The organism is Caenispirillum bisanense, assembly GCF_900230255.1.
Lineage (GTDB): Bacteria > Pseudomonadota > Alphaproteobacteria > Rhodospirillales > Rhodospirillaceae > Caenispirillum > Caenispirillum bisanense_A.
Window position 1 is genome coordinate 99,084 of sequence record NZ_OCNJ01000012.1, and the last position, 22,966, is coordinate 122,049.

20 protein-coding genes are annotated in these 22,966 nt (G+C 71.9%); 14 read left to right on the forward strand and 6 right to left on the reverse strand.

What is annotated here, in order from left to right; genetic code table 11:
• Entirely contained in the window at positions 1-1,992 is a 1,992-nt protein-coding gene (locus CRP50_RS21265) for a response regulator (protein ID WP_097281210.1), read from the forward strand.
• 4 nt (positions 1,993-1,996) lie between these two features.
• On the opposite strand, the gene CRP50_RS21270 is transcribed toward CRP50_RS21265, so the two are convergent.
• The gene (locus CRP50_RS21270) at positions 1,997-3,019 is read right to left on the reverse strand and encodes an SDR family oxidoreductase (RefSeq protein ID WP_097281211.1); all 1,023 of its coding nucleotides are present in this window, start codon (positions 3,017-3,019) and stop codon (positions 1,997-1,999) included.
• Positions 3,020-3,125: 106 nt separating this feature from the next.
• Between CRP50_RS21270 and CRP50_RS21275 the strand changes: the two genes are divergently transcribed.
• The gene (locus tag CRP50_RS21275; RefSeq protein WP_245913604.1) at positions 3,126-4,034 is read left to right on the forward strand and encodes a heme-dependent oxidative N-demethylase family protein; all 909 of its coding nucleotides are present in this window, start codon (positions 3,126-3,128) and stop codon (positions 4,032-4,034) included.
• Here CRP50_RS21275 and CRP50_RS21280 read toward each other — a convergent pair.
• Together CRP50_RS21280 and CRP50_RS21285 are read right to left on the reverse strand one after the other, a co-directional pair.
• Complete coding sequence (locus tag CRP50_RS21280) at positions 4,019-4,459, reverse strand: PAS domain-containing protein (protein WP_176525290.1); 441 nt, start codon at positions 4,457-4,459, stop codon at positions 4,019-4,021. The two genes, CRP50_RS21275 and CRP50_RS21280, sit on opposite strands and share 16 nt — an antisense overlap.
• Before the next feature lie 279 nt (positions 4,460-4,738).
• The gene (locus CRP50_RS21285) at positions 4,739-5,770 is read right to left on the reverse strand and encodes a c-type cytochrome (protein ID WP_097281213.1); all 1,032 of its coding nucleotides are present in this window, start codon (positions 5,768-5,770) and stop codon (positions 4,739-4,741) included.
• Between the two features lie 168 nt (positions 5,771-5,938).
• Here CRP50_RS21285 and CRP50_RS21290 point away from each other — a divergent pair, with 168 nt between their 5' ends.
• Both CRP50_RS21290 and CRP50_RS21295 read left to right on the forward strand, forming a co-directional pair.
• Positions 5,939-6,709 (forward strand): 3-deoxy-manno-octulosonate cytidylyltransferase, encoded by a 771-nt coding sequence (locus CRP50_RS21290; RefSeq protein ID WP_097281214.1) that lies wholly within the window; start codon positions 5,939-5,941, stop codon positions 6,707-6,709.
• Positions 6,710-6,744: 35 nt separating this feature from the next.
• Positions 6,745-7,623, forward strand: coding sequence for a prephenate dehydratase (locus tag CRP50_RS21295; RefSeq protein ID WP_097281215.1), 879 nt, complete (start codon positions 6,745-6,747; stop codon positions 7,621-7,623).
• 101 nt (positions 7,624-7,724) lie between these two features.
• Here CRP50_RS21295 and CRP50_RS21300 read toward each other — a convergent pair whose 3' ends face one another.
• Positions 7,725-8,489, reverse strand: a complete 765-nt coding sequence (locus CRP50_RS21300) for a DODA-type extradiol aromatic ring-opening family dioxygenase (protein WP_097281216.1) — start codon at positions 8,487-8,489, stop codon at positions 7,725-7,727.
• A 263-nt stretch (positions 8,490-8,752) separates the two neighbouring features.
• On the opposite strand from CRP50_RS21300, the gene queA reads away from it, so the two are divergent.
• Genes queA through CRP50_RS21325 form a run of 5 tightly spaced genes read left to right on the forward strand, consistent with a single transcriptional unit; the run spans position 8,753 to position 15,458 of the window.
• The gene (gene queA, locus CRP50_RS21305; RefSeq protein WP_097281217.1) at positions 8,753-9,799 is read left to right on the forward strand and encodes a tRNA preQ1(34) S-adenosylmethionine ribosyltransferase-isomerase QueA; all 1,047 of its coding nucleotides are present in this window, start codon (positions 8,753-8,755) and stop codon (positions 9,797-9,799) included.
• On the forward strand, positions 9,796-10,929 hold the full coding sequence (gene tgt / locus CRP50_RS21310; protein ID WP_176525291.1) for a tRNA guanosine(34) transglycosylase Tgt: 1,134 nt from the start codon (positions 9,796-9,798) through the stop codon (positions 10,927-10,929). The genes queA and tgt overlap by 4 nt, the downstream gene beginning before the upstream one ends.
• A gap of 27 nt (positions 10,930-10,956) precedes the next feature.
• Positions 10,957-12,153 (forward strand): tRNA epoxyqueuosine(34) reductase QueG, encoded by a 1,197-nt coding sequence (gene queG, locus CRP50_RS21315; protein ID WP_097281218.1) that lies wholly within the window; start codon positions 10,957-10,959, stop codon positions 12,151-12,153.
• The gene (locus CRP50_RS21320) at positions 12,154-14,676 is read left to right on the forward strand and encodes a chemotaxis protein CheB (protein ID WP_097281219.1); all 2,523 of its coding nucleotides are present in this window, start codon (positions 12,154-12,156) and stop codon (positions 14,674-14,676) included. It abuts the gene before it with no gap.
• Positions 14,676-15,458: a formylglycine-generating enzyme family protein gene (locus CRP50_RS21325; RefSeq protein WP_176525292.1), complete on the forward strand. Its 783-nt coding sequence runs from the start codon at positions 14,676-14,678 to the stop codon at positions 15,456-15,458. Before CRP50_RS21320 ends, CRP50_RS21325 begins: the two co-directional genes overlap by 1 nt.
• A gap of 163 nt (positions 15,459-15,621) precedes the next feature.
• Here CRP50_RS21325 and CRP50_RS21330 read toward each other — a convergent pair whose 3' ends face one another.
• Together CRP50_RS21330 and CRP50_RS21335 are read right to left on the reverse strand one after the other, a co-directional pair.
• Positions 15,622-17,292 carry a diguanylate cyclase gene (locus CRP50_RS21330; protein ID WP_097281220.1) on the reverse strand — a complete coding sequence of 557 codons (1,671 nt, stop codon included), beginning with the start codon at positions 17,290-17,292 and terminating at the stop codon, positions 15,622-15,624.
• Positions 17,293-17,377: 85 nt separating this feature from the next.
• The gene (locus CRP50_RS21335) at positions 17,378-18,016 is read right to left on the reverse strand and encodes a hypothetical protein (protein WP_097281221.1); all 639 of its coding nucleotides are present in this window, start codon (positions 18,014-18,016) and stop codon (positions 17,378-17,380) included.
• A gap of 161 nt (positions 18,017-18,177) precedes the next feature.
• Here CRP50_RS21335 and CRP50_RS21340 point away from each other — a divergent pair, with 161 nt between their 5' ends.
• The 5 genes from CRP50_RS21340 to CRP50_RS21360 all read left to right on the forward strand — a co-directional run bounded on the left by CRP50_RS21340 (position 18,178) and on the right by CRP50_RS21360 (position 22,469).
• Positions 18,178-18,660, forward strand: coding sequence for a c-type cytochrome (locus CRP50_RS21340; protein WP_097281222.1), 483 nt, complete (start codon positions 18,178-18,180; stop codon positions 18,658-18,660).
• Between the two features lie 141 nt (positions 18,661-18,801).
• Positions 18,802-19,887 carry an EAL domain-containing protein gene (locus tag CRP50_RS21345; protein ID WP_097281233.1) on the forward strand — a complete coding sequence of 362 codons (1,086 nt, stop codon included), beginning with the start codon at positions 18,802-18,804 and terminating at the stop codon, positions 19,885-19,887.
• A 71-nt stretch (positions 19,888-19,958) separates the two neighbouring features.
• Entirely contained in the window at positions 19,959-20,729 is a 771-nt protein-coding gene (locus tag CRP50_RS21350) for a dienelactone hydrolase family protein (protein ID WP_097281223.1), read from the forward strand.
• A 153-nt stretch (positions 20,730-20,882) separates the two neighbouring features.
• On the forward strand, positions 20,883-22,067 hold the full coding sequence (locus tag CRP50_RS21355; RefSeq protein ID WP_097281224.1) for a type III PLP-dependent enzyme: 1,185 nt from the start codon (positions 20,883-20,885) through the stop codon (positions 22,065-22,067).
• Positions 22,068-22,133: 66 nt separating this feature from the next.
• Positions 22,134-22,469: a hypothetical protein gene (locus tag CRP50_RS21360; protein ID WP_097281225.1), complete on the forward strand. Its 336-nt coding sequence runs from the start codon at positions 22,134-22,136 to the stop codon at positions 22,467-22,469.
• Positions 22,470-22,966: the final 497 nt, after the last annotated feature.

A 22,966-nucleotide genomic window follows, 5' to 3' on the forward strand; every position in this document is an offset into this window, starting at 1 on the left:
ATGACGAGCGACAAGGCGGCACAGCCCGCCGAACCCGAAAGCGACTCCGACGCCGCGGCATCCGCCGAGGTGCCGGCCTGCACGCAGCCGGACGACCTCTACCTGCCCGAGTCGCGCCTCCTGCTCGGCCGCCTGCTGGTCGGCTGGCTGCAGGGCAACCACGTCACGCCGACCGAGCTTCTGCATACGCCGCACTGGCAGAAGCAGGTGGAGAGCGACCGGTCCTACCGCAGCGCCCTGCAGCACGTCGCCGACCTGCAGGCGCCGCGCCTGCACGTGAAGCCGGCGCAGCGCCTGACCGATCTGGTGGCGCTGGTCGGTGCCGTCCTCAAGCAGACCCGTGCCCGCCTCGCCGCCGGGAAGCCGCCGGAGGCCAAGGCCGGCCAGTTCGCCGCCCAGGTGCGCCAGCTGGAGGCCGCCGCCGAGTCGCCGGCCGAAGCGGCCTTCCTGATCGACGCCGCCCTGTCGCAGGCCCTGCACGGCAGCCGCGACTGGGCCGACAAGGCCGAACGCCTGCTCACCCTGTGGGAGGCCGAGGCGCTGCCGCCGTCCGCCAAGGCCGCCGTCGCCGGCCTGCTGGCGGAGATCTTCCGCTCGCCCGGCGCCCTGCACGACATCAGCGAGCGGGTCGACCCGGTGACCCTGGTCATCGAGGACGCCCTGGTCATGCTCGGCCTGCTGGCGCCGGAGCGGGCGCTGCTGGAACTGGAGGTCCTGGACGGCAAGGCGCCGGTGCGCCAGCGCATGCCGGCGGTGACGCGCCTCGCCGCCGTGCTGGGCGATCCGGCCATGGCCGGCGCGCGGCAGGCCCTGGTGGGGGCGCTGCACCGCGAACTCGGCCGCAAGGACCGCCTGCTGCCGGCGGTCGGCGGCGACATCTACGGCGTCAACCAGCTGATCCCGGAGCTGCAGCTGGTGGGCGGCCTCGCCGAGGCGCTGAAGCCCGACGGCCACGCCTTCATCGGCGGCCACGCCACGGCGGAGGCGCTGGAGCGCCGCGTCGGGCGGCTGGTGTCGGTGGGGGCGCTGCAGGACCTGCTGGAAGGGCGGACGGTGCTGGAGAAGGTCGAGACGCTGTTCGACCTGCAGACGGTGGTGTTCGGCGCCTATGCCCGCCGCATCGTCGAGGACTATCTGCGCAGTTTCCTGGAAGACCGCGATTTCCCCGGCCGCCTGCTCGACAGCAGCAAGACGCGCCTGAAGAAGCTGAAGTCGGTGGCCGAGGTGCAGCGCAAGGTGAAGGCCTCGCTGTTCCCCGCCGACGACCGCCTGCGCTGGATGACCATGCTGGATCAAGTGCAGGCGCTCTTCATCCGCACCAACCAGGTCTTCGCGCCCTTCGAGAAGGACAAGCCGCCGCCGCAGAAGGTGCTGGAAACCCTCGATCTGTGCGCCGAGGGCGCCTTCACCGAGGGCGAGTGCATGAAGCGCGCCCGTACCCTCCTCACCCGCTACGGCCAGCGGCCGACGGTGATCCGCGAGTTCCTGGCCGGCGTCAAGGACAGCGCCGAAGGGGCGGCACGCCTCGCGGCGCTCGGCGAGAAGATGCGCCGCGCCGGCGTGCCTTTCACCGACGTCACCCGCATGCGCGTGCTGGTGGTGGAGGACGAGGAGGCGGCGGCCGGCTACATCCGCATGGTGCTCGGCGACATGGGCGTGCAGAGCGTCACCGTCGCCCGCGACGGGCGCGAGGCGCTGGAACTGTTCACCGACCACGAGGACGATTACGACATCATCGTCTGCGACTGGATGATGCCGCGCCTGTCGGGCATCGACGTGCTGAAGCAGGTGCGCAGCGTGCGCCCGGTGCTGCCCTTCCTCATGGTCACCGCGCTCGCCACCCAGCCGGCGGTGGAGGAGGCCATGGCGCACGACGTCACCGCCTACATCGCCAAGCCCTTCCCGCCGGAGCAGCTGGAAGAGAAGCTGATGGTGCTGATGAACCGCGGCCACAAGGGCGCCAAGGAGGCGGCGGCGCGCAAGCCCAAGTGACGGCTCAGCGCCGCCGCGCGACGGCCCAGGCCGCGGCGCCCGCCACCAGGGCGGCGGCCGCCATGCCGATGCCCTTGCGCACCCGCTCGCCGTCGACCGTGACCGCCGTCTGCCGTGCCTCGTCGGCGAAGCGACCGCGGGCGGCGAAGACGCCGGGGGCGGCCTCGAACAGGTTGTCGGGGCGGTCGCGGGCGGCGATGTCGTCCTTCTGGCCGCTGAAGGCCTGGTTGGCCAGCAGGCTGTCGAGCAGGCCCGGTGCCACCATGCTGCCGAGCACGATCTTCAGGGTCGAGGCCCCCACCCACAGCTCGCGCGGGGCCTCGCGAGCGGCCCGCAGGATGGCGGCGGCGGCGACCTTGGGGTCGTAGACCGGCGGCACCGGGCGCGGCTCGCGGTCGAGTCGGTTGCGCGCCCAGTGGAACTGCGGCGTGTTGAGGCCCGGCAGGTGCACCGTGCTGAGGCGGATGCCGCTGCCGTCGTGGATCAGCTCGCTGCGCAGTCCGTCGAGGAAGCCGCGGATGCCGTGCTTGGCGGCGCAATAGGCCGTCTGGAGCGGGATGCCGCGGTAGGCGAGGGCGGAGCCGACGCAGACGATGGTGCCGCGGTCGCGCGCCTGCATCACCTTCAGCGCCGCCATGGTGCCGTAGACCTGGCCCATGAGCGTGACATCGACGACGCGCTTGAACTCGGCGGGCGTCATGTCCTGGAAGCGGGCGAACTGGGTGACCATGGCGTCGTTGACCCAGCAGTCGATGGGGCCCAACTCGCGCTCGATGCGCTCGGCGGCGGCGAACACGGCGGCGGCGTCGGACCCGTCGCAGGGCACCGCGAGGGCGCGGGCGCCGAGGGCCTCGATGGCGTCGCAGGCGTCTTCCAGGCGATCCTCGCCGCGCGCCAGCAGGGCGACGTCCCAGCCTTCCTCGGCGAACAGCTCGGCGGTGGCGCGGCCGACGCCGGCCGAACCGCCGGTGATGACCACCACGGGGGCGCGGGCGGCGGCGGACGGGGCGACGGTCTCGGCGGGCATGGAACCTCCTTGGGCGGTGGGCGCGGCAGGGTCTGCCGCCTTGCGGGCAACGCCGCCTGCATCGGCGCCGTTGCCGGGGCCGCGCCGCCGTGGCTAAGCTGGCGGCATGACCCCACCGCCGCCGCCGCCCCGCCATCTCCCCTTCCTCGACGCCGCGCCCTATCGCATGGCCATGGGCCTGCGCGCCCTGGCGCCCGCCGAGTGGATCGAACTCGACGCCGGTTGGGCCGCCGACGTGGCGGAGAAGGAGCGGCTGCTGGCCGAACGGCCGCACGAGGTGGTGGGCGCCGTGCCGGGATCGGAAGAGGCCGCGGCGGAAGCGCGCGACCTCCTGCTCGCCCACCTGACGGAGCACCACGCCGCCCTGTTCCGCCGCGACGGCGCCGTGCTGCACGGGCCGCAGGGACGGTCCTGGCGCTTGGACGAGCCGGGCGTCGCGCCGCTCGACGCCGCCGGGCGGTGGGTGCAGGAAGACCTCTGCCTCATGGAGCGGGGCGCCGAGGGCTGGGTGCTGACGGCGGCGTCCCTGTGCTTCCCCAACCGCTGGCGGCTGGCCGACAAGCTGGGGCGCGCCATGGCGGCGATCCACGTCCCCGTGCCGGGCTACGCCGATCGCCTGGGGGTGCCGGTGGACCGCTTCTTCGACCGGCTGGCCGCGGACCGGGCGGTGTGGCGCACCAACTGGGGCATCCAGGCCGACGCCCGCCGTTTTCAGCCGACCGGCCACGGCGGCGTCGAAGGCACCGACGTGACGCCGGCGACGGCGCCCGACCGGCTGGTGCTGCGGGTGGAGCGCCAGACCCTGCGGCGGCTGCCGCGCAGCGGCGCCCTGCTGTTCGGCATCCGCACCCACATCCATCCCTTGCGGGCGGTGGTGCGCGACGCCGCGACCGCCGCCGCCCTGGCGGAGGCGGTGCGGGCGCTGCCGCCGGAGATGGCGGCCTACAAGAGCATGACGGGGTTCCGCGACGCCCTGCTGGCGTGGCTGGACGGCGCCGCTCAGTCGATGCGGTAGCTGAAGGCGCCCAGGATGTGGGTGACCGTGCGGCCGTCGTCGGCGGCCAGCGGCATGACCGCCATGCGGTGCTTCAGCACGCCGCCGCCGCGTACCCGCGGCATGGTGGCGGCATCGGCCAGCGGCCGGCGGAAGTCGGCGACGGCGCGCACCAGGTCCAGCAGGTGGTCGGCGACGTCGGCCGGCATCAGGTCGTGCGGGCGCTTGCCGGCGACCTTGCGGCCGAAGGCGGCGGACAGCGAGCCGCCGCAGTGGGTGAAGGGCGCCTCGGGGATGCCGTCGCGGATGTCCAGAATGAACAGCTTGTCGGTCAGCGGCCCGCATTCCGCCAGGTCGACGTCGGCGAGTGTCGGCAGCGAGCGGTGGCCGCGGATGGCGTGCCAGTAGGACAAGGCCTGCCCCACCGTGCGCCGTTCACCGGCCATGGCTTCGAGTGCGGCGGCCGTACTGCGAGCCCCGCCGGCAGCGGTTGCGGCTGCCGGTGTCAAGCCGGTGGCGAGGGCCATCTGCGTCCTTTCTTCCTCAGTCCCCCAGGCGGGCGCGGCTTCTGGTGGACCGGCTCCAACCCGTTTCATGGGCGCGGATGGTGACGAAAGGATTACGCCGGGTCAATCCGGAAGAAGTGCATAGGGCCGAAAGAACGAACGCCCCGCCCCGGAGGTCCGGGACGGGGCGTCGCGCGGCGGCGCGTGCCGGTCTTGGTGTCACTGGCCCAGCGGCGGCGGGTTCTCGGTGTTGGCGCGCAGGAAGGCGACCAGGGCGGCGCGCTGCTGCTCGTCCTTCACGCCGGCGAAGGCCATCTTGTTGCCGGGCGCGAACTCCTTGGGGTTGGCGAGCCAGGCGTCCAGCTTGTCGGCCGTCCATTCGCCGTCGACGCCGGCCAGGGCGTCGGAGTACTTGAAGCCGTCGTGGGCGGCGATGTCGGCGCCGACGACGTTGTGCAGGTTCGGGCCGACGCGGTTGGGACCGCCGGCGTCGATGGTGTGGCAGGCCTTGCACTGGTTGAAGGCCTTCTCACCGACGGCGGGGTCGGCGGCGGCGACCAGGGCGGCGAAGCCACCACCGGCGGCCGGAGCCTCGGCGGCGGCGGCACCCTCGGCCGGCGCTTCGGCGGCGGCCTGCTGCTCGCCGCCCTCGGCCGGCTGCTCACCCTCGGCCGGGGCGGCCTCGGCGGGCTGCTCGGCGGCGGCGGGCGCGGCGGGAACCGGCACCTCCGGCGGGTTCTCGGTATTGGCCATCAGGTACTTGATGAGGGCGGCGCGGTCGGCGGTGTCCTTGATGCCGGCGAAGGTCATCTTGTTGCCGGGCGCGAACGCCTTCGGGTCCGTCAGCCACGCATCCAGGTTCTCGTAGGTCCACTCGCCGCCGTGGCCGGCCAGGGCGTCGGAGTAGTTGAACCCGTCGTGATGGGCGATCTGCGCCCCGACCACGTTGTGCAGGTTCGGGCCGACGCGGTTGGCGCCGCCGGCGTCGATGGTGTGGCACGAGGTGCACTTCTTGAATACCGCTGCGCCGTCGTCGGCCGAGGCCTCGGAGATCAGCGTGAAGATGTCCGCCTCGGGTTCGGCGGCGGCATCGGCCTTCGCCGGGGCGGCGGCGCCGCCGTCGAGGCCGGCGCGGTAAACGGGTTCTTCCAACGTGCGCGTCGGGTTGTAGATGTCGCCCACGGCGTTCACGACGAACACCAGGACGATCGCCACGGCGAGCGCGACGACGGATTTGCCGATTATTGACATGCGCCTCTCCGAACGGTTCTGAGCCAGGGCAGCGAATCGCGCGGGAGGTTAGCGGCTGCGGCCCGTCCTGTCCACGCTCCGGTGCGGACTTGACGGGCATTTGGGACTTTCCCCCCGGCGTCTGGAACGATACCTTCGTGCCCCTTGCCCGCACAGGCTGAATTCGCCATGACGTCCCAGACCGCCGTTTCCGCCCTCGTCGTCATCCCCGCCCGCATGGCCTCGACCCGCCTGCCCGGCAAGCCGCTGGCCGACATCGCCGGCCGGCCGATGATCGTGCAGGTCTGGCAGCGGGCGCTGGAAGCCGCCGTCGGTCCGGTGCTGGTGGCCTGCGCCGAGCCCGAGATCGCCGAGGCCGTGCGGGCCGCCGGCGGCGAGGCGGTGCTCACCGATCCCGACCTTCCGTCCGGCTCCGACCGGGTGTGGCAGGCGGTGGAGCGATTCGACCCGCAGGGCCGCTTCGACGTCGTCGTCAACGTGCAGGGCGACCTGCCGACGCTGGACCCCGCACTGGTGCGCGCCGCCCTGGAGCCGCTGGACGATCCGGCGGTGGACGTGGCGACCCTCATCGCCGAGATCGCCGACCCGGCGGAGCGCGACAATCCCAACGTGGTGAAGGCGATCTGTGGCCTCGCGCCCGGGGTGCGCCGCGCCCGCGCGCTCTATTTCACCCGCGCCACGGCGCCCACCGGCGACGGCCCGCTCTATCACCACATCGGCCTCTACGCCTATCGCCGCGCCGCGCTGGAACGCTTCGTCGCCCTGCCGCCGGCGGTGCTGGAAACCCGCGAGCGGCTGGAGCAGCTGCGCGCGCTGGAGGCCGGCATGCGCATCGACGCCGTGCTGGTCGACACGGTGCCGCTCGGCGTCGACACGCCCGAAGACCTGGAGAAGGCGCGCCGCATGCTGTCGGCCCTGCCGCCCCCCGACCACATCTGATCCGTTCATCCACCCCTCCGGAGACCGCCGCCATCATGGCCGAGACGTCGAAGCCCGCCACCACCATCGCCTTCCAGGGCAGCCCCGGTGCCTACAGCCATCTGGCGTGCCGGGCGGTGTTTCCGGACTTCACGGCCCTGCCTTGCGCGTCGTTCGAGGACACCTTCCAGGCGGTGCGCGACGGGCTCGCCAAGTACGCCATGATCCCGGTGGACAACTCGGTGGCCGGGCGCGTCGCCGACATCCACCACCTGCTGCCGCGCTCCGGCCTGCACATCATCGGCGAGCACTACCAGCCGGTGAACCACCACCTGCTGGCGGTGCCGGGCGCCACCATCGCCGACATTCGCACGGTGCGCAGCCACGTTCACGCGCTCGGCCAGTGCCGCAACATCATCCGCGAGCTGGGCATCCGCCCGGTGGTCGCCGCCGATACCGCCGGCTCGGCGGCGGAAGTGGCGGAGAAGGGCGACAAGACCATCGCCGCCATCGCGTCGGAACTGGCGGCGGAAACTTACGGCCTCGTGTCGCTGCGCGCCAACATCGAGGACGAGACCCACAACACCACCCGCTTCCTCATCATGGCCGAGGAGGCCGTGACGCCGCCGCGCGACACGCCCCACCCGGTGGTGACCAGCTTCGTGTTCCGCGTGCGCAACGTGCCGGCCGCCCTCTACAAGGCGCTCGGCGGTTTCGCCACCAACGGCGTGAACATGACCAAGCTGGAGAGCTACATCGTCGACGGCCATTTCGTCGCCGCCCAGTTCCTGGCCGAAGTGGAAGGCCACCCGGAGGAGCGCAGCGTGCGGCTGGCCTTCGAGGAACTGCAGTTCTTCTCGCGCGAGGTGAAGATCCTCGGCGTCTACCCGGCCCATCCCTACCGCTTCGAAGCCCGCGCCGAACTGGAAGACTGACGGCCGGCGACGGCGGAGCCGCGGCTGCCCGGCCCGAGGCCGGGCAGGTCGTGGAGGGCCGGGCGTCGCGTCGTTTCAGCGCGATCCCATGCCCCCGATCCTCACGCCCAGCGGTAGACGTCCATGCGCAGGGCGGCGTATTCGGTGCTCCGGTGGACCGCCTTGGCGGCGGCGCCGGCCGCCGCGCCCTGGGCCGCGGGGAGCGGGAGGAAGTGTTCGGGCGAGGGGTGGTTGTCGGCGGCGTGGGGCAGGGCCGTCCAGTCGTCGAGGCTCTCGCCGCGCGTCACCCGGTCGGCCACCGCATCGCCGAAGGCCTCCACCCACGGCAGGCCGGGGCCGGTTTTCTGGCGCCAGGCGACGGCCCGCAGGTTGTGGGTGACGGCGCCCGTCGCGAGGATCAACACACCCTCGTCGCGCAAGGGGGCGAGCGCCGCGCCCAGCCGCCGGTGCCAGGCGGCGTCGCGGCCGGGGACGACGGAGACCTGGAACACCGGCACGTCCGCCTCGGGGAACAGCAGTCCGAGCGGCACCCAGGCGCCATGGTCCAGGCCGCGCTCCTCCATCGCCGGGGCGAAGCCCGCCGCGTCCAGCAGGGCATGGGCGCGGGCGGCCACGGCGGGGGCGCCGGGGGCGGGATAGCGGATGTCGAACAGCGCCTGCGGGAAGCCGTAGAAGTCGTGGATGGTCTCCGGCCGCGCCGCCGTGCTGACGGTCGGCACCGCCGTCTCCCAGTGGGCCGAGAGCACCAGCACCGCGGTCGGCCGCGCCAGGTCCTGCCCCAGCGCCCGCAGCGCCTGATGGGCGGGCGTCGGGTCGAGGGCGAGGGTGGGCGAGCCGTGGCTGACGAACAGGACGGGCATGGGCATGGCGGCGGTCTCCTGGTTCCGGTCCCAGCAAGATAAGGCGGCGCGGCGCCCGCGTCTGCGCCGGCTGCGGACCCGCAACGTTTCCGTGGCGGAAACGGCGGCGGTCACCTTGCCCCGGCGGCGCCGCCACTGCATGATGCCGCCGGCCGGCGACCGGCCTTGCCCGCGCCGCCGCCATGGGGCATACCCTCGGCGGCCGGGGCTCCCCATATGGGGGCCGCCTGCCGCCGCTTCCGCACCACAGCCGCCGAAACCACCGCCCCATGCGCGTCGACGCCTTCGACTTCGACCTTCCCCGCGACCGTATCGCCGACCGTCCCGTCTCGCCGCGGGACTCGGCGCGCTGCCTGCACGTCCGCCCCGACGGCCTGGACGACCGCATCATGCGCGACCTGCCGGACCTGCTGCAGCCCGGCGACGTGATGGTGTTCAACGACACCCGCGTCATCCCCGCCCGCCTGCTGGGCCGGCGCGGCGAGGCCAAGGTGGAGGTGACGCTGCACATGCGCCTCGCCGACGACACCTGGCGCGCCTTCGCCAAGGGCGCCAAGAAGCTGAAGCCGGGCCAGACCATCACCTTCGCCGAGGGCTTCGAGGCCCTGGTGGAGGACAAGGACGGCGGCGACGTGCGGCTGAAGTTCGACCGCGGCGGCCAGGCGCTCATGGACGCGCTCAAGGCCCACGGCCACATTCCGCTGCCGCCTTACATGGGCCGCGACGACGACGAGCGCGACCGCACCGACTACCAGACCGTCTACGCCGCGCCGGAAAAGGAAGGCGCCGTCGCCGCCCCGACGGCCGGCCTGCACTTCACGCCCGACCTGCTCGCCCGGCTGGAGGCGCGCGGCGTGTCGCGGGTGTTCGTGACGCTGCACGTCGGCGCCGGCACCTTCCTGCCGGTCACCGCCGACGACACCGCCGAGCACCGCATGCATGCCGAGATCGGCGAGGTGACGCCCGAGGCCGCGGCCGCCATCAACGCCGCCCGCGCCGGCGGCGGCCGGGTGGTGGCGGTGGGCACCACGGCCCTGCGCCTGCTGGAAAGCGCCGCCGACGAGAGCGGCGTGCTGCATCCCTTCAGCGGCCCGACCGACATCTTCATCACCCCCGGCTGGCGCTTCCGCATGGTCGACCGGCTGGTGACCAACTTCCACCTGCCGCGCTCCACCCTGTTCATGCTGGTCAGCGCCTTCTGCGGCCTGACCCGCATGCAGGCGGCCTATGCCCATGCCGTCGAGACCGGCTACCGCTTCTATTCCTACGGCGACGGCAGCCTGCTGGAACGCTGCGACGAGGACATTCCCGCGTGACCCACGTTTTCCGCTACGAGCTTCTGAAGACCGACGGCGCCGCCCGCCTCGGGCGCGTCCACACCGCCCACGGCACCATCGACACGCCCGCCTTCATGCCGGTCGGCACGGCGGCGACCGTGAAGGCCATGCGCCCCGAGGAGGTGCGGGCGACCGGCGCGCAGATCATCCTCGGCAACACCTATCACCTGATGCTGCGCCCGACGGCGGAGCGGGTGGCGGCGCTGGGCGGCTTGCGCAACTTCATGAACTGGCGCGGGCCGATCCTCACCGACTCGGGCGGCTTCCAGGTGATGAGCCTCGCCAAGCTGCGCAAGCTGACCGAGGACGGCGTCACCTTCCAGAGCCACGTCGACGGCTCGCGCCACCACCTCACGCCGGAACGCTCCATCGAGATCCAGCACCTGCTCGACGCCACCATCACCATGGCCTTCGACGAGTGCACGCCCTTCCCCGCCACCCACGAGCAGGCGGCCGAAAGCATGCGCCTGTCCATGCGATGGGCGGAACGGTCGCGCAAGGCCTTCGTCGCGCGCCCCGGCTACGGCCAGTTCGGCATCGTCCAGGGCTCGGTGTTCGAGGACCTGCGGCGCGAGAGCGTCGAAGCCCTGAACGCCCTCGACTACGAAGGCTACGCCGTCGGCGGCCTGGCGGTCGGCGAGGGGCAGGAGGCCATGTTCTCGACGCTGGAATTCACCACGCCGCTCATGCCGCAGCACAAGCCGCGCTACCTCATGGGCGTCGGCAAGCCGGCCGATCTGGTGGGCGCCGTCATGCGCGGCATCGACATGTTCGACTGCGTGCTGCCGACCCGCTCGGGCCGCACGGCGCAGGCCTTCACCCGCCGCGGCACGGTGAACCTGCGCAACGCCCGCCACAGCGACGACCCGCGCCCGCTCGACGCCGAGTGCTCGTGCGCCGCCTGCCGCCAGTACAGCCGCGCCTACCTGCACCACCTGATCCGCTGCGAGGAAATCCTCGGCATGATGCTGCTGACGCAGCACAACCTGCAATACTACCAGGACCTCATGCGCGGCATCCGCGGCGCCATCCAGGAGGGCCGGCTGGCCGAGTTCGCCGCCCGCTTCGACGAGGATCAGGCGCGGGGAGACATCGCGCCGCTGGCATAACCTCCCGCGCGCGCCTATGTGGCGGCCATGTCGATCAAGCAGGCGATCACCGACGAGGCCCGCCGCCTCGGCTTCGACGACGTGCGCTTCACCCGCGCCATGTTGCCGGCGGAGGTGCGCGCCAACCTCGACGCCTACCTCGCCGAGGGGCGGCACGCCGACATGGCGTGGATGGCCGAGACCGCCGAGCGCCGGGCGCATCCGCAGGCGCTGTGGCCGGAGGCGGTGACCGGCATCGTGCTCGGCGCCAACTACGGCCCCGGGCTCGATCCGCGGACGTTGCAGGACCACCCGGACCGCGGCCACATCTCGGTCTACGCCCGCAACCGCGACTATCACGACTGGATCAAGGGCCGCATGAAGACCCTCGGCCAGTGGCTGATCGCGCGCTTCGGCGGCGACATCAAGGTCTTCGTCGATACCGCGCCGGTGATGGAAAAGCCGCTGGCCGCGCAGGCTGGGCTCGGCTGGCAGGGCAAGCACACCAACCTGGTGTCGCGCGGCTTCGGCTCGTGGCTGTTCCTCGGCGAGATCCTGACGACGCTGGACGTCGAGCCCGACCCGCCCGAATCGGACCACTGCGGCTCGTGCAGCCGCTGCCTGCCGGCCTGCCCGACGGGCGCCATCACCGCCGAGCGGCAGATCGATGCCCGCCGCTGCATCAGCTACCTCACCATCGAGAACAAGGGGCCGATCCCGCGCGAGTTGCGTTCGCTCGTGGGGAACCGCATCTACGGGTGTGACGATTGCCTGGCCGTGTGCCCGTGGAACCGCTTCGCCCGCCCGACGCCGCACGCGGCGTTCCAGCCGCGGGCCGAGTTCATGGCGCCGCGGCTGGCGGATCTCGCGCAGTTGGACGATGCCGGGTTTCGGTCGCTGTTCACCGTTTCGCCAGTAAAACGGATCGGCCGCGACCGCTTCATACGTAATGTTTTCGTGGCTATAGGGAATTCGGGCGATCGCACACTCGCTCCATTGGCGCGAAAGGCGGCTTGTACCGACCCGTCGCCGCTGGTTCGCGGGGCGGCGGTCTGGTGTTTGGCTAGACTTGTCGATCCGGAAGGATATATTTCGTGCTACGAGAACTTTCGGGACCACGAAGGCGACCCTTCCGTGCGTGACGAGTGGGATGCCGCCTATCCTTCAGCCAGGGCGGCGGCGACGACCACCTGCGGCACACTAGGGGGTCCGCGAGGGCCGAGCGAGGACGAGGGGAGGGGCTGAATGCCCGACGATACCGTGGACGACACGATCGAGGAGGCCGCACCCTCGCGACGGGGCCGGCGCCGCAAGGTGACGATCGTCGGCATCGCCGCGTCGGCGGGCGGGCTGGAGGCGCTCGGCCACCTCATCACCAACCTGCCGGCCGACAGCCAGATGGCCTATGTGGTGGTGCAGCACATGGCGCCGCAGCACCCGAGCATGCTGACCCAGCTGCTGGCCCGCCAGACCGACCTGAAGGTGGTGGAGATCACCGACGGCCTGCGGGTCGAGCCCAACGTCATCCACATCACCCCGCCCAACAACGACCTCGACATCGAGGACGGCGTCCTCGCCCTGCGCGAGCCGCACGCCGCCATCGGGCCGAAGCCCTCGGCCGACTATTTCTTCGCCAGCCTCGCCGAGGACCAGGGCGAGCACGCCGTCGGCATCATCCTGTCGGGCACCGGGTCCGACGGCGCCCACGGCGTGCGCGCCATCAAGGCCGCCGGCGGCATCACCATGGCCCAGGACGAGGAGAGCGCCCGCTACTCCGGCATGCCGCGGGCGGCGGTGGAGACGGGCTGCGTCGACTTCGTCATGACGCCCGACCGCATGGGCGAGGAACTGCTGGAACTCCTCACCAACCCCAAGCGCGCCCACATCGCGGTGGAGGAGGAGAACTCCGACGTTGTGCAGCGGCTGCTGCTGATGGTGAAGAACCGCCTCGGCGTCGACTTCACGGGCTACAAGAAGACCACCATCACCCGCCGCATCCGCCGCCGCATGGCCGCCTGCCGCTGCGAGGCGCTGGCCGACTACCTGGCCTACGTCACCGAGATGCCGCAGGAACTGGAGGCGCTGCGCAACGACATCCTCATTTCCGTCACCAGCTTCTTCCGCGACGACCAGGCGTATGAAACGCTCGCCCGCGTCATCCCCGACATGGTGCGCGACAAGAAGCCGGGCGATACCATCCGCATCTGGGTGGCGGCCTGCGCCTCGGGCGAGGAAGCCTATTCGCTCGCCATCCTGCTGTCGGAGCACCTGGGCGAGCGGCTGGGCAACTACCAGGTCCAGATCTTCGCCACCGACATCGACGCCGACGCCCTGGCGCGTGCCCGCAAGGCGCTCTATCCCGACGCGGCGCTGAAGAACATGAGCCGCGAGATGCTGTCGCGGTACTTTCTGGCGCGCGGCGGATATTACCAGGTGGTCAAGTCGGTGCGCGACATGATCGTGTTCGCCAAGCACGACCTGATCCAGGACCCGCCGTTCCTGCGCATCGACCTGATCTCGTGCCGCAACCTGCTGATCTATTTCAACGCGGCCCTGCAGCAGAAGGTCATCAACATCTTCCACTACGCCCTGAACCCGGGGAAGTACCTGCTGCTCGGCAAGTCGGAGACCATCGGCGCCGCCACCAGCCGGTTCCACACGGTCGACAAGAAGTGGAAGCTGTTCCGCCGCCTGGGCGACGCCCGGCCGCAGACGCGCGAACAGATGGCGAGCTTCCAGCCGCGCGGCAGCGACGGCAACGCCGTGCGCGGACGGCGGGAGCCGAAGGAGGTGTCGCTCAACGACGTCGCCATGGCGGCCCTCATCGCCGCCTATGCGCCGCCGACGGCGCTGGTCGACCGCGACGGCCGCATCCTGCACGTCCACGGCGAGATGCAGAGTTACCTGCAGATCGGTCAGGGCACGCCGGACCTGAACATCTTCACCATGGTGCGGCGCGAGTTGCGGGCGGAACTGCGGTCGGTGTTCGTGCGCGCCCACCAGAAGCGCACCGAACTGGCCGGACCGGCGACCTCGTTCTACCACGACAACCAGGAAATCACGGTGCGCGTCTCCGTCCGCCCCCTGGCGCTGTCGACGGACGAGCTGTTCATGGTGTGCTTCGAGCCGGCGGTCGCCCCCGTCGGCACCATGAGCGAGCCGCGCCCCGGCCTCGACGAGGATCCCCGCGTCCAGGAACTGGAGCAGGAACTGGTCGCGACGCGCGAAAACCTGCAGACGGTGGTGGAAGAACTGGAGACCGCCAACGAGGAACTCCAGTCCCTCAACGAGGAACTGCAGGCCAGCAACGAGGAACTGCAAAGCTCCAACGAGGAGTTGGAAACCTCCAACGAGGAATTGCAGTCGACCAACGAGGAACTGACGACGGTCAACGAGGAACTGCAGATCAAGTCGTCGGAACTGGCGGGGGTGAACGCCGACCTCGAGAACATCCTGCGGTCCATCGGCTTCCCCATCGTCGCCATCGACCGCGGCCTGCGCGTCACCCGCTACAACCAGCCGGCCCGTCGCCTGTTCGACCTGCATCCGACCGACATCGGCCAGACCATCACCGCCGTCACCTGCAAGGCGGAGCTGCCGGGCCTGCGCGACCGCCTGCACAAGGTGGTGGAGGAAGGCCTGGTCGACCGCTTCGACCTGACCCACGACGGCACCCGCTTCCACGCCGCCTTCCTGCCGTACCGCGACGACATCGGCAATCCCACGGGCGCGGTGCTGACCTTCTTCGACAGCGCCCTGGCCGAGTGATGCGGCGGCGTCTGGCGGCGGCGGCGGCCGGCGTGCTGCTGATGGCGGCCTTCCCCGCCGCGGCGGGGGAGCCCTTCCGCGACTGCCCGGCGTGCCCCGAGATGGTGGCGGTGCCGCCGGGCACCTTCACCCTGGGTGACGCCCGCGTGCCCGACGCCGCGCCGCGCGAGGCCACCGTCGTCCGCCCCTTCGCCATCGGCCGCACCGAAGTCACCTGGCGCCAGTGGGGCGCCTGCGTCGCCGAGGGCGCCTGCCGCGGCGGCCAGGACGACCACGGCTGGGGCCGCGGCGACCGGCCGGTCATCAACGTCAGCCTCGCCGACGCCGAGGCCTACGTCGCCTGGCTCTCCGCCCGCACCGGCCACACCTACCGCCTGCCGTCGGAAGTGGAGTGGGAATGGGCGGCGCGCGCCGGCACCACCACCCTCTACCCCTGGGGCGAAGCCATGACCGAGGGCCGCGCCAACTGCCGCGGCTGCGACGGCCCCATCGTCGAGCACGGCGGCAGCTTCGCCGTCGGCAACTACCCCGCCAATGCCTGGGGACTGCTCGACACGGCCGGCAACCTGTGGGAACTGACGGCCGACTGCTGGACCGCCGACGGCGCGCCCTCCGGCGCCCAGGAACCGTGGCAGCCCGATCCCGCCTGCCGCGACCGCGTGATGCGCGGCGGCGCGTGGTACTACGTGCCGCTGCTGTCGGCCTCCGCGTCGCGCGCCCGCAACGCCGCCGACGTGTGGAGCTACGTGGTCGGCTTCCGGGTGGTGCGCGAGCTGGAGTAGAGCGGTTTCCGATCAAACAGGCTCGGAAACCGCGATCAGGGGCGCGACTGCGCCCCCGCGCCGGTCAGGCGCGGGAGCCTGCGTGGCGCGTGAACGCAGCTCTGGCGCGACCGCGACAGAGCGCAAACAGGACCAGCCTGGCCGCCTTCAGGCGGTCAGGCGGTCAGGCGCTGATGCGCCGCGGCGGCGGGGCGACGACGATGCGGTCGCGGCCCAGGCTCTTGGCGTCGTAGAGGGCGGCGTCGGCGCGGCCGAGGACGGCGTCGATGGAATCGTCGCCGGCATCCAGCGCCGCCACCCCGCCGCTCAGGGTCAGCCGCACCGGCGTGCCGTCGTCGGCCTGCACGCTCAGGGTCGCCATCAACTCGCGCAGCCGCTCTCCCACCTGCCGCGCCGACTCGGCGGTGGCGCCCGGCAGCACGATGGCCAGTTCCTCGCCGCCGTAGCGGCCGAGGATGTCGATGTCACGCAGCGTCGTGGCGCACAGGTCGGCGAAGGCCTGCAGCGCCCGGTCGCCGACGGCGTGGCCGTGGCCGTCGTTGACCTGCTTGAAGTGGTCGAGGTCGAGGAACAGCACCGCCAGCGGCTCCTGCGCGCGGCGCGCCCGCCGCACCGCCAGCCCCGCCTCCTGGTCGAAGTGGCGGCGGTTGTAGAGCCCGGTGAGCGGGTCGGTGATGGCCTGCCGCGTCAGCTCCGCCTCGGCCCGCCGACGCAGGGCGATTTCGTGGCGCAGGGCGCGGTTGAGCGCGTGGAACCGCCACGTCACCAGGAAGGCCGCCAGCACCAGGGCCGCGGCCGCGGTCAGGCCGCCGTAGAACCACCGCAGGTCGGGCTCGGGCACCGTCGGGTCGAACAGGAAGCCGTCGAGCGGCAGGTCGGGCGGCACCAGCCCGGCGGCGGCGAAGGTATCGGCAATGGCCCGCCAGCGGTCGGCGTGCATGTAGCCGACGTCGACCACCTCGGCGATCATCAGCCGGCGGATCTCCTCGGCCTCGAACTCCAGCTTGCGGCGCTCCATGCCCGGGGCGTAGCGCGTGGCGACGAGGTCGATGATCTCGTTGGGGTGGGCGAGGGCGTAGCGCCAGCCCTTCAGGGCGGCGTCGCGGAAGGCGCGCACCGTCTCGGGCGCGTCGCGGGCCAGCTGGCGGCTGGTGAACAGGGTGTCGCCGTAGAAGTCGATCCCCATCTCGCGCGGGTTGAACACCTGATAGGGGATGCCGTAGCGCACCAGGTCGTAGAGTTCGGTGGTGGTATAGGCGGTGGCGCCGTCGACGACACCCGCCTCCAGGTCGCGGACGTCGCCGGTGTGCGGCACCCGGTCCACGGTGATGTCGGCCAGCGCCAGATAGGCGTCGAGCTCCGCCGAGTGTTCCTCGGCCATGATGGTGCGACCGCGCAGGTCGGGGATGTCGTCGAGGCCGGGGCGGCGCAGCGCGACGATGACGAAGGGCGAGTGCTGGAAGATGGGCGCCACGGCCACCACCGGCCGCCCCGCCGCCAGGTCGAGCAGCAGCGACGCGGTGCCGACTCCGAAGTCGGCGCGGCCTTCCGCCACGGCCACGGCGGGGTCGACGGCCGGGCCGCCCTCGCGCAGCTCCACGTGGAAGCCGGCCTCGCGGAAGAAGCCCTTGGCGACGGCGGCATAGAAGCCGGCGAACTGGAACTGGTGGGTCCACTTGAGCTGCAGGGTCACCGAGCGCAGCGGCCGGTCGCCCTGGGCCGGCGTGGCGGCGGTCGCGAGCGGCGCGGCGAAGGCCGTCAGCAGTGCCAGCAGCAGCACGGCCGCGGCCCCTGCGCACCACGCCTCCCGCACCCGGACGCGACGCTGCGCCATGGTCGTCCCCCTCCCCCGCGTTCCCCATGCCTCCGAACGGCTCCGGCGCGGCGTCCCCTCGCCGGCCGAAGCGTCGGGGCCGGTCTTACTGGCCGACCAGATGCTCGCCCAGGTGCCGGCGGACGTTCTGCGCCATGGCCGCGTCGAAATCCTGCATCAGGTCGACCACCAGAGCGTACCACACCTCCTCGCGTTCGTTCAGGCTGGCCTTCTCGCCCAGCGTCTTGGAACGGTAGCCTTCGGTGGTGGCGCTGGCGAGCACGGTGCGGTCGCGCAGCACTTCGAGGTCGGCCTGGATGTGGGCGGTGTACTTCCACGCCTGCTCGTCGCTCAGGAAGCCGCGCACGCCTTCCGACGTCTGCAGCCGTTCCTCGCGCACCGAGGCGTCGCGGATGACGAAGCGCACCACCCGCAGGCCGCCGACCTCGCCCGGCACGCCGCTGGTGCCGGTGACGGCGATGCGGTCTTCCGCCCAGGTGCGCAGGGCGCGTTCCGGCGGCAGGGGCATCAGGTGTTCCACATAGGGCGGCTGGAAGCTCGGCTGGAAGTCGGACTGCACGACCTTGTCGTTGGTCTGGAAGGTCATGGCCTGCTTGTTGGTCCAGCGCAGGTCGGCGAAGTCGGGCACCGGCGCCGGCTGGGCGCAGGCGGTGAGCGCCGCGGCGGCGAGACCGGCGGCGGCCAGGCCGCGCAGGCGGGCGGAAATGCGGGCAAGAACGGTCATGCGAGAGGCAATCCCTTGTGAATGAAGCGGTTGAAGCCATTGTCGCACGGCCGGACCGGGGGTCAAGGCATGGCTGCAGCGCACGCCTTGCGGTCGTGGTGGTGCATCGTTCGTGCCATCATCGGAGTCGGAGAGGGGAACCGATCGTCCGGGAGGCCGCCATGCGCGCCATCCGCTTCGTCCTCGCCGCCGTCGCCGCCGCCATCGTCCTGAGCGGTTCGGGCGCGCCGGCCGCCGCCGAGGATCTGCACCGCCTGTTCGAGGACCGCTGCGCCGCCTGCCACGGCGACGCCGGCCCCTTCGCCCACGAGGTCCTGGCCGGCCGCGGCCTGACGGCGGAGCGCCTGGCCCGCTTCCTCGGCCGCCACGGTGGGGCCGGTGCGGACGCCGGGCCGCTGGCCACCATGCTGCTGGCCCAGGCGGAGACGCCGCCGCTGTTCCGCCGCCAGTGCACCATCTGCCACGGCAAGGCCGCCGACTTCGTGCGCGACCACCTGATCCGGCGCGACGGCATCCTCGTAGGTCGCTACACAGCGCGCCCGGTGGCGCCCTTCCTCGATCGCCACGCCGGCCTGACGCCGGCGGAGCAGGCCTTCTTCACGGATCTGCTGACGCGGGTGGAGGGGGAGGTTCACGCCCCCTGAGGCGACGGCGCCGGCCCGACGATCTCGCGCTGTGGTGAAAAGGTATATCGATGATCCGAAGGCCGTAGGGCGCCGTACGTTCGTGTGAGCCCTTATCCTTCCGTATCCCGGTCCCCAGCCATGGACGAGGAAGCCGTCTTCATGATCCAGTCGCCCATCAAGCCTGCCGCGTCGCCCTGTGCGAGCTGCGGACGCCCCGCTCCGCTCGCCGATACCGGCGGGACCCTTTACCTGTGGTGGCCGGCCGGCCACGTCGCCCGCAAGCTGCTGACCGCCGTGCGCGACGCCGGCCTGCCCGTCACCACCGCCGGCACCGCCGCGCGGGCCGAGGTGCCCGTGGCCGCCGAGACGCTCGCCCAGGTGGCCGGCCTCCTGTCCGCCGCGCTGACGCCGGTGGAGGCGCAGGCGGTGCGGGCGCTGTTCCTGCCCCAGGGTACGCCGGCCGACATCGACGCCCTCGGCCGCGTCACCACGCTGGCCCGCGTCGCCGCCCGCAGCGAAGCCGTGTGGCTCGACCGCCTGCTGGCCGAGGACCGCCTGACCAGCCACTTCCAGCCCATCGTGACGACGGAGGGCGGGTCCTTCGCCGTCGAGGCGCTGGTGCGCGGCATCACCGCAGGGGGCGACATGATCGGCGGCGGCCGCATCATGACCGCGGCGCGCGACGCCGACATGCTGTTCCCGGTCGACCTCGCCGCCCGCGCCTGCGCCGTGCGCACCGCCGCCGCAGCGGGCTTCAAGGGCCGGCTGTTCATCAACTTCAGCCCGGCCGCCATCTACGACCCCGACCACTGCCTGCGCTCCACCGTCGGCCTCATCGAGGCGGCGGGCATTCCGCCCGAGAACATCGTCTTCGAGGTCGGCGAGGCCGACAGCCTGGAAAGCCTCGACCACCTGAAGAACATCCTGCGCGTCTACCGCGCCGCCGGCTTCAAGGTGGCGCTCGACGACCTGGGCGCCGGCTACGCCTCGCTGAACCTGCTGCACGAGGTGCGGCCGGACTTCGTGAAGCTGGACATGGGGCTGGTGCAGGGCGTCGACGGCGACGCCTTCAAGGCGGCCGTGCTCGGCGGCTTGCTGCGCATGGCGCGCGAACTCGGCATCCCGACCGTCTGCGAGGGCGTCGAGACGGAGGCCGAAGCCGCCTGGCTGCGCGCCGCCGGGGCCGACTACCTCCAGGGCTACCTTTTCGGGCGTCCCGCGCCGCTGGCGGCGCAGACCTCCTGACGGGAACGAAGCGGAGGCGGGCTCCGTTCTACAGGAACCCGCCACCACCGCCGTGAGAGGGAGGAACCGCCATGGCCGATCTGGAAGGGCCCGATCCCGTCACCGAAACCCGCGAAACCGTCGGCCGGATGATCCATGTGGAGGGCCGCGACGGCACCTTCCGCGCCTACTTCGCGCCCGCCGCCACCCTGCAGCCGGCGCCCTGCGTGCTGGTCTGCCAGGAGATCTTCGGCATCAACAAGGAGATGTGGCGCATCTGCGAGAACCTGGCGCAGATGGGCTATTCCGCCATCTGCCCCGACCTGTTCTGGCGCCTGGAGCCGGGCATCGAGCTCGATCCGGTGAACGAGCAGGACCTGCAGCGCGCCTTCGACCTGATGGGCAGGTTCGACCTCGACGCCGGCCTGCGCGACGTCCAGGACACCATCACCCACGCCCGCGGCATGAAGGAGACGACGGGCAAGGTGGGCACCCTCGGCTACTGCCTGGGCGGGCTGCTCGCCTACCTGGCCGCCTGCCGCACCGATGCCGACTGCGCCGTCGGCTACTACGGCGTCAACATCGACAAGTACGCCGCCGAGGCCAAGGGCATCACGTCGCCGCTGCTGCTGCACGTCGCCGAGGAGGACGAGTTCGTCGACAAGGACCAGCAGGCCCGCATGCGCGAGGCGCTCGCCAAGCATCCGAAGATCGAGATGTACTCCTACGCCGGGGCCAGCCACGCCTTCGCGCGCCAGACAGACCCCACCCACTACAAGGCCGACGCCGCCAAGCTCGCCAACCAGCGGACGGAAGCCTTCCTGACGACCAATCTGGGCCAGGGGGTGACCCGTCTCGGCTGAGGCCGCGGCGGGCGAGGCGCGGCGGTGCCGCAAAAGCGTCATCGTGTGGCCCTTGGCCCAGCGGGTCGCTCCGGTATAGGCTCGACCCTGGATCCACGACGGCGTCCGGGACTCCCGCCGGGGCGGGGGCCGGGCGCCCCCTCCGGAGGCGCCATGCTCCGCCGTTTCGACACCGCGCGCGAGGCCCTGGAAGCCGCGCCGCCCGACGCGCCGCTGTACTGCCTGCGGCCGCACGAGTTCAGCGCCGCGGCCGCCGCCGCCATCGACGCCTTCCCGGGCGACGTGATGTACGCGGTGAAGTGCAACGAGAACCCCTACATCCTCTCGGCGCTGGCGGCCGGCGGCATCACCCACTGGGACGTCGCCTCCATCGCCGAGGTGCGCACGGCGCGCGACCTGTTCCCCGACAGTCGGCTGTACTTCATGCACCCGGTGAAGCATCCGGGGGCCATCCGCGAGGCCTACTTCGACCATGGCGTGCGCGTCTTCGCGCTCGACCACATGGAGGAACTGGACAAGATCCTGACGGCCACCGACAACGCCGGCGACCTGACCCTCATGGTGCGCGTCGCCATGGGGTCGAGCGCCGCCCTGGTGGACCTGTCGGGCAAGTTCGGCCAGTCGCCGCGCTTCGCCTCGCCCATCCTGCGGGCCTGCCGCAAGCGGGCGGCGCGGGTCGGCCTGACCTTCCACGTCGGCAGCCAGTGCATCTCGCCCTCGGCCTACGCCCGCGCGCTGGAGGCCGTGGCGAAGACGGTGGACCTGTCCAAGACGCCGGTCGACGCCATCGACGTCGGCGGCGGCTTCCCCGCCCGCTACCGCGGCGACGAGCCGCCCTTCGCCGCCTTCGCCGAGGAAATCGGCCGCGCCTTCGCCAGCCATCCCGGCCTGCAGGGCGCCCGGCTGCTGTGCGAGCCCGGCCGCGCGCTGGTGGCGCCCGGCATGTCGGTGCTGACGCGGGTGGAACTGCGCCGCGGCGACCGCCTCTACCTCAACGACGGCGTCTACGGCGGCCTGTCGGAGCTGAAGCTGCTCGGCCCGGTCTTCCCCATGCGGGTGCACCGGCTGGACGGCCCGGGGCCGGTGGGCGAGGAGGCGGTGTTCAAGTTCTACGGCCCCACCTGCGACAGCATCGACACCATGCCGGGGCCGTTCTGGCTGCCGTCGGACGTGCGCACCGGCGACTGGATCGAGGTCGGCATGATGGGCGCCTATTCCAACGCCCTGCGCACCCGCTTCAACGGCTTCTTCGCCGACCGCTTCGTCGAGGTGGACGACCAGGGACCCGTCAGCATTGCGGACCATGCGCCCGCCGAGGCCGCCGCCGCCGGCGAGTAGGGAACCCACCCCCGCCGGCCCTCCGTTCCTCGCAGAGACCCCGACCACTCATGCGAGGACCGGACCATGGCGGAACGCCAGCACAGCGACATCGAGGCGGGCCGGGTGCGCGACCAGATCGACCAGGGCCGCACCGGCGACAAGATCGGCCAGCACGACCCGGCGGCGAGCCCGCTCGGCACCGACAGCGAGGCGAGCGGCAACCGCGTCTCCCGCTCCGCCGCCGAGGCCGACCTGCGCGAGCAGCGCGCCGCCGGCGGGGCCGGGCAGCAGGGCACCGAGCACTACGGCAGCCGCGTACAGCCGCACCGCCGCACGCCGCGTCGTGGGGGCGTCATGTGGGGAGCGATCCTCGCCGTGCTGGCCATCGCCGGCCTGGTCCTCGGCTTCGGCCTGGCCTGACGGAGGCGATAAAAAGGGCGCGGCCGGGGGCCCGGACCGCGCCCAAGGGATCGTCTGCGACAGGGGACGGAGAAGGGGAGGCTCCCCTTCCACGCTTGCAGGGACAGTCAGGCAAGTGGGGGCGGTGAAAGGGGTTTCAACCGCTTTCGTCGGTCCGCATGGCTTTTCGGGCGGGGCGTGGGCACCGTCCGCCACGGCCGTCGCCAGGGGCGCCGTGGATTGTATGTTGGCGTCGCTCTCTGAGATGAGAGAGTAGGATGCCGGCGGCATTTCGGACGTGGATTGGTCTTGCGACCGAGGGCATCTCGAAAGCCGCCGGCATCACGGTCTTACACGCGAACGGAAGTCTGGGCATAACCCGCATACAATCCGGCGTGCGGACCCTTCCCCTATGGTGCGGGAGGTCGAAATGACGGACAAGCTCTATTACGGTGTCGACGTCTCGAAGGACTGGATCGACGTTTCCGACCACCTCGGCGGCTCAGGCGCGCGACTGC

Bases quoted from the DNA above. Each gene is read 5' to 3' on its own strand.
- queA (WP_097281217.1), top strand. From the start codon at position 8,753: ATGCGCGTCGACGCCTTCGACTTCGACCTTCCCCGCGACCGTATCGCC.
- CRP50_RS21285 (WP_097281213.1), bottom strand. From the start codon at position 5,770: ATGTCAATAATCGGCAAATCCGTCGTCGCGCTCGCCGTGGCGATCGTC.
- CRP50_RS21345 (WP_097281233.1), top strand. From the start codon at position 18,802: ATGATCCAGTCGCCCATCAAGCCTGCCGCGTCGCCCTGTGCGAGCTGC.
- CRP50_RS21355 (WP_097281224.1), top strand. From the start codon at position 20,883: ATGCTCCGCCGTTTCGACACCGCGCGCGAGGCCCTGGAAGCCGCGCCG.
- CRP50_RS21340 (WP_097281222.1), top strand. From the start codon at position 18,178: ATGCGCGCCATCCGCTTCGTCCTCGCCGCCGTCGCCGCCGCCATCGTC.
- CRP50_RS21320 (WP_097281219.1), top strand. From the start codon at position 12,154: ATGCCCGACGATACCGTGGACGACACGATCGAGGAGGCCGCACCCTCG.
- CRP50_RS21335 (WP_097281221.1), bottom strand. From the start codon at position 18,016: ATGACCGTTCTTGCCCGCATTTCCGCCCGCCTGCGCGGCCTGGCCGCC.
- CRP50_RS21350 (WP_097281223.1), top strand. From the start codon at position 19,959: ATGGCCGATCTGGAAGGGCCCGATCCCGTCACCGAAACCCGCGAAACC.
- CRP50_RS21330 (WP_097281220.1), bottom strand. From the start codon at position 17,292: ATGGCGCAGCGTCGCGTCCGGGTGCGGGAGGCGTGGTGCGCAGGGGCC.
- CRP50_RS21295 (WP_097281215.1), top strand. From the start codon at position 6,745: ATGGCCGAGACGTCGAAGCCCGCCACCACCATCGCCTTCCAGGGCAGC.
- queG (WP_097281218.1), top strand. From the start codon at position 10,957: ATGTCGATCAAGCAGGCGATCACCGACGAGGCCCGCCGCCTCGGCTTC.
- CRP50_RS21270 (WP_097281211.1), bottom strand. From the start codon at position 3,019: ATGCCCGCCGAGACCGTCGCCCCGTCCGCCGCCGCCCGCGCCCCCGTG.
- CRP50_RS21275 (WP_245913604.1), top strand. From the start codon at position 3,126: ATGACCCCACCGCCGCCGCCGCCCCGCCATCTCCCCTTCCTCGACGCC.
- CRP50_RS21280 (WP_176525290.1), bottom strand. From the start codon at position 4,459: ATGGCCGGTGAACGGCGCACGGTGGGGCAGGCCTTGTCCTACTGGCAC.
- CRP50_RS21360 (WP_097281225.1), top strand. From the start codon at position 22,134: ATGGCGGAACGCCAGCACAGCGACATCGAGGCGGGCCGGGTGCGCGAC.
- CRP50_RS21290 (WP_097281214.1), top strand. From the start codon at position 5,939: ATGACGTCCCAGACCGCCGTTTCCGCCCTCGTCGTCATCCCCGCCCGC.
- CRP50_RS21300 (WP_097281216.1), bottom strand. From the start codon at position 8,489: ATGCCCATGCCCGTCCTGTTCGTCAGCCACGGCTCGCCCACCCTCGCC.
- CRP50_RS21325 (WP_176525292.1), top strand. From the start codon at position 14,676: ATGCGGCGGCGTCTGGCGGCGGCGGCGGCCGGCGTGCTGCTGATGGCG.
- CRP50_RS21265 (WP_097281210.1), top strand. From the start codon at position 1: ATGACGAGCGACAAGGCGGCACAGCCCGCCGAACCCGAAAGCGACTCC.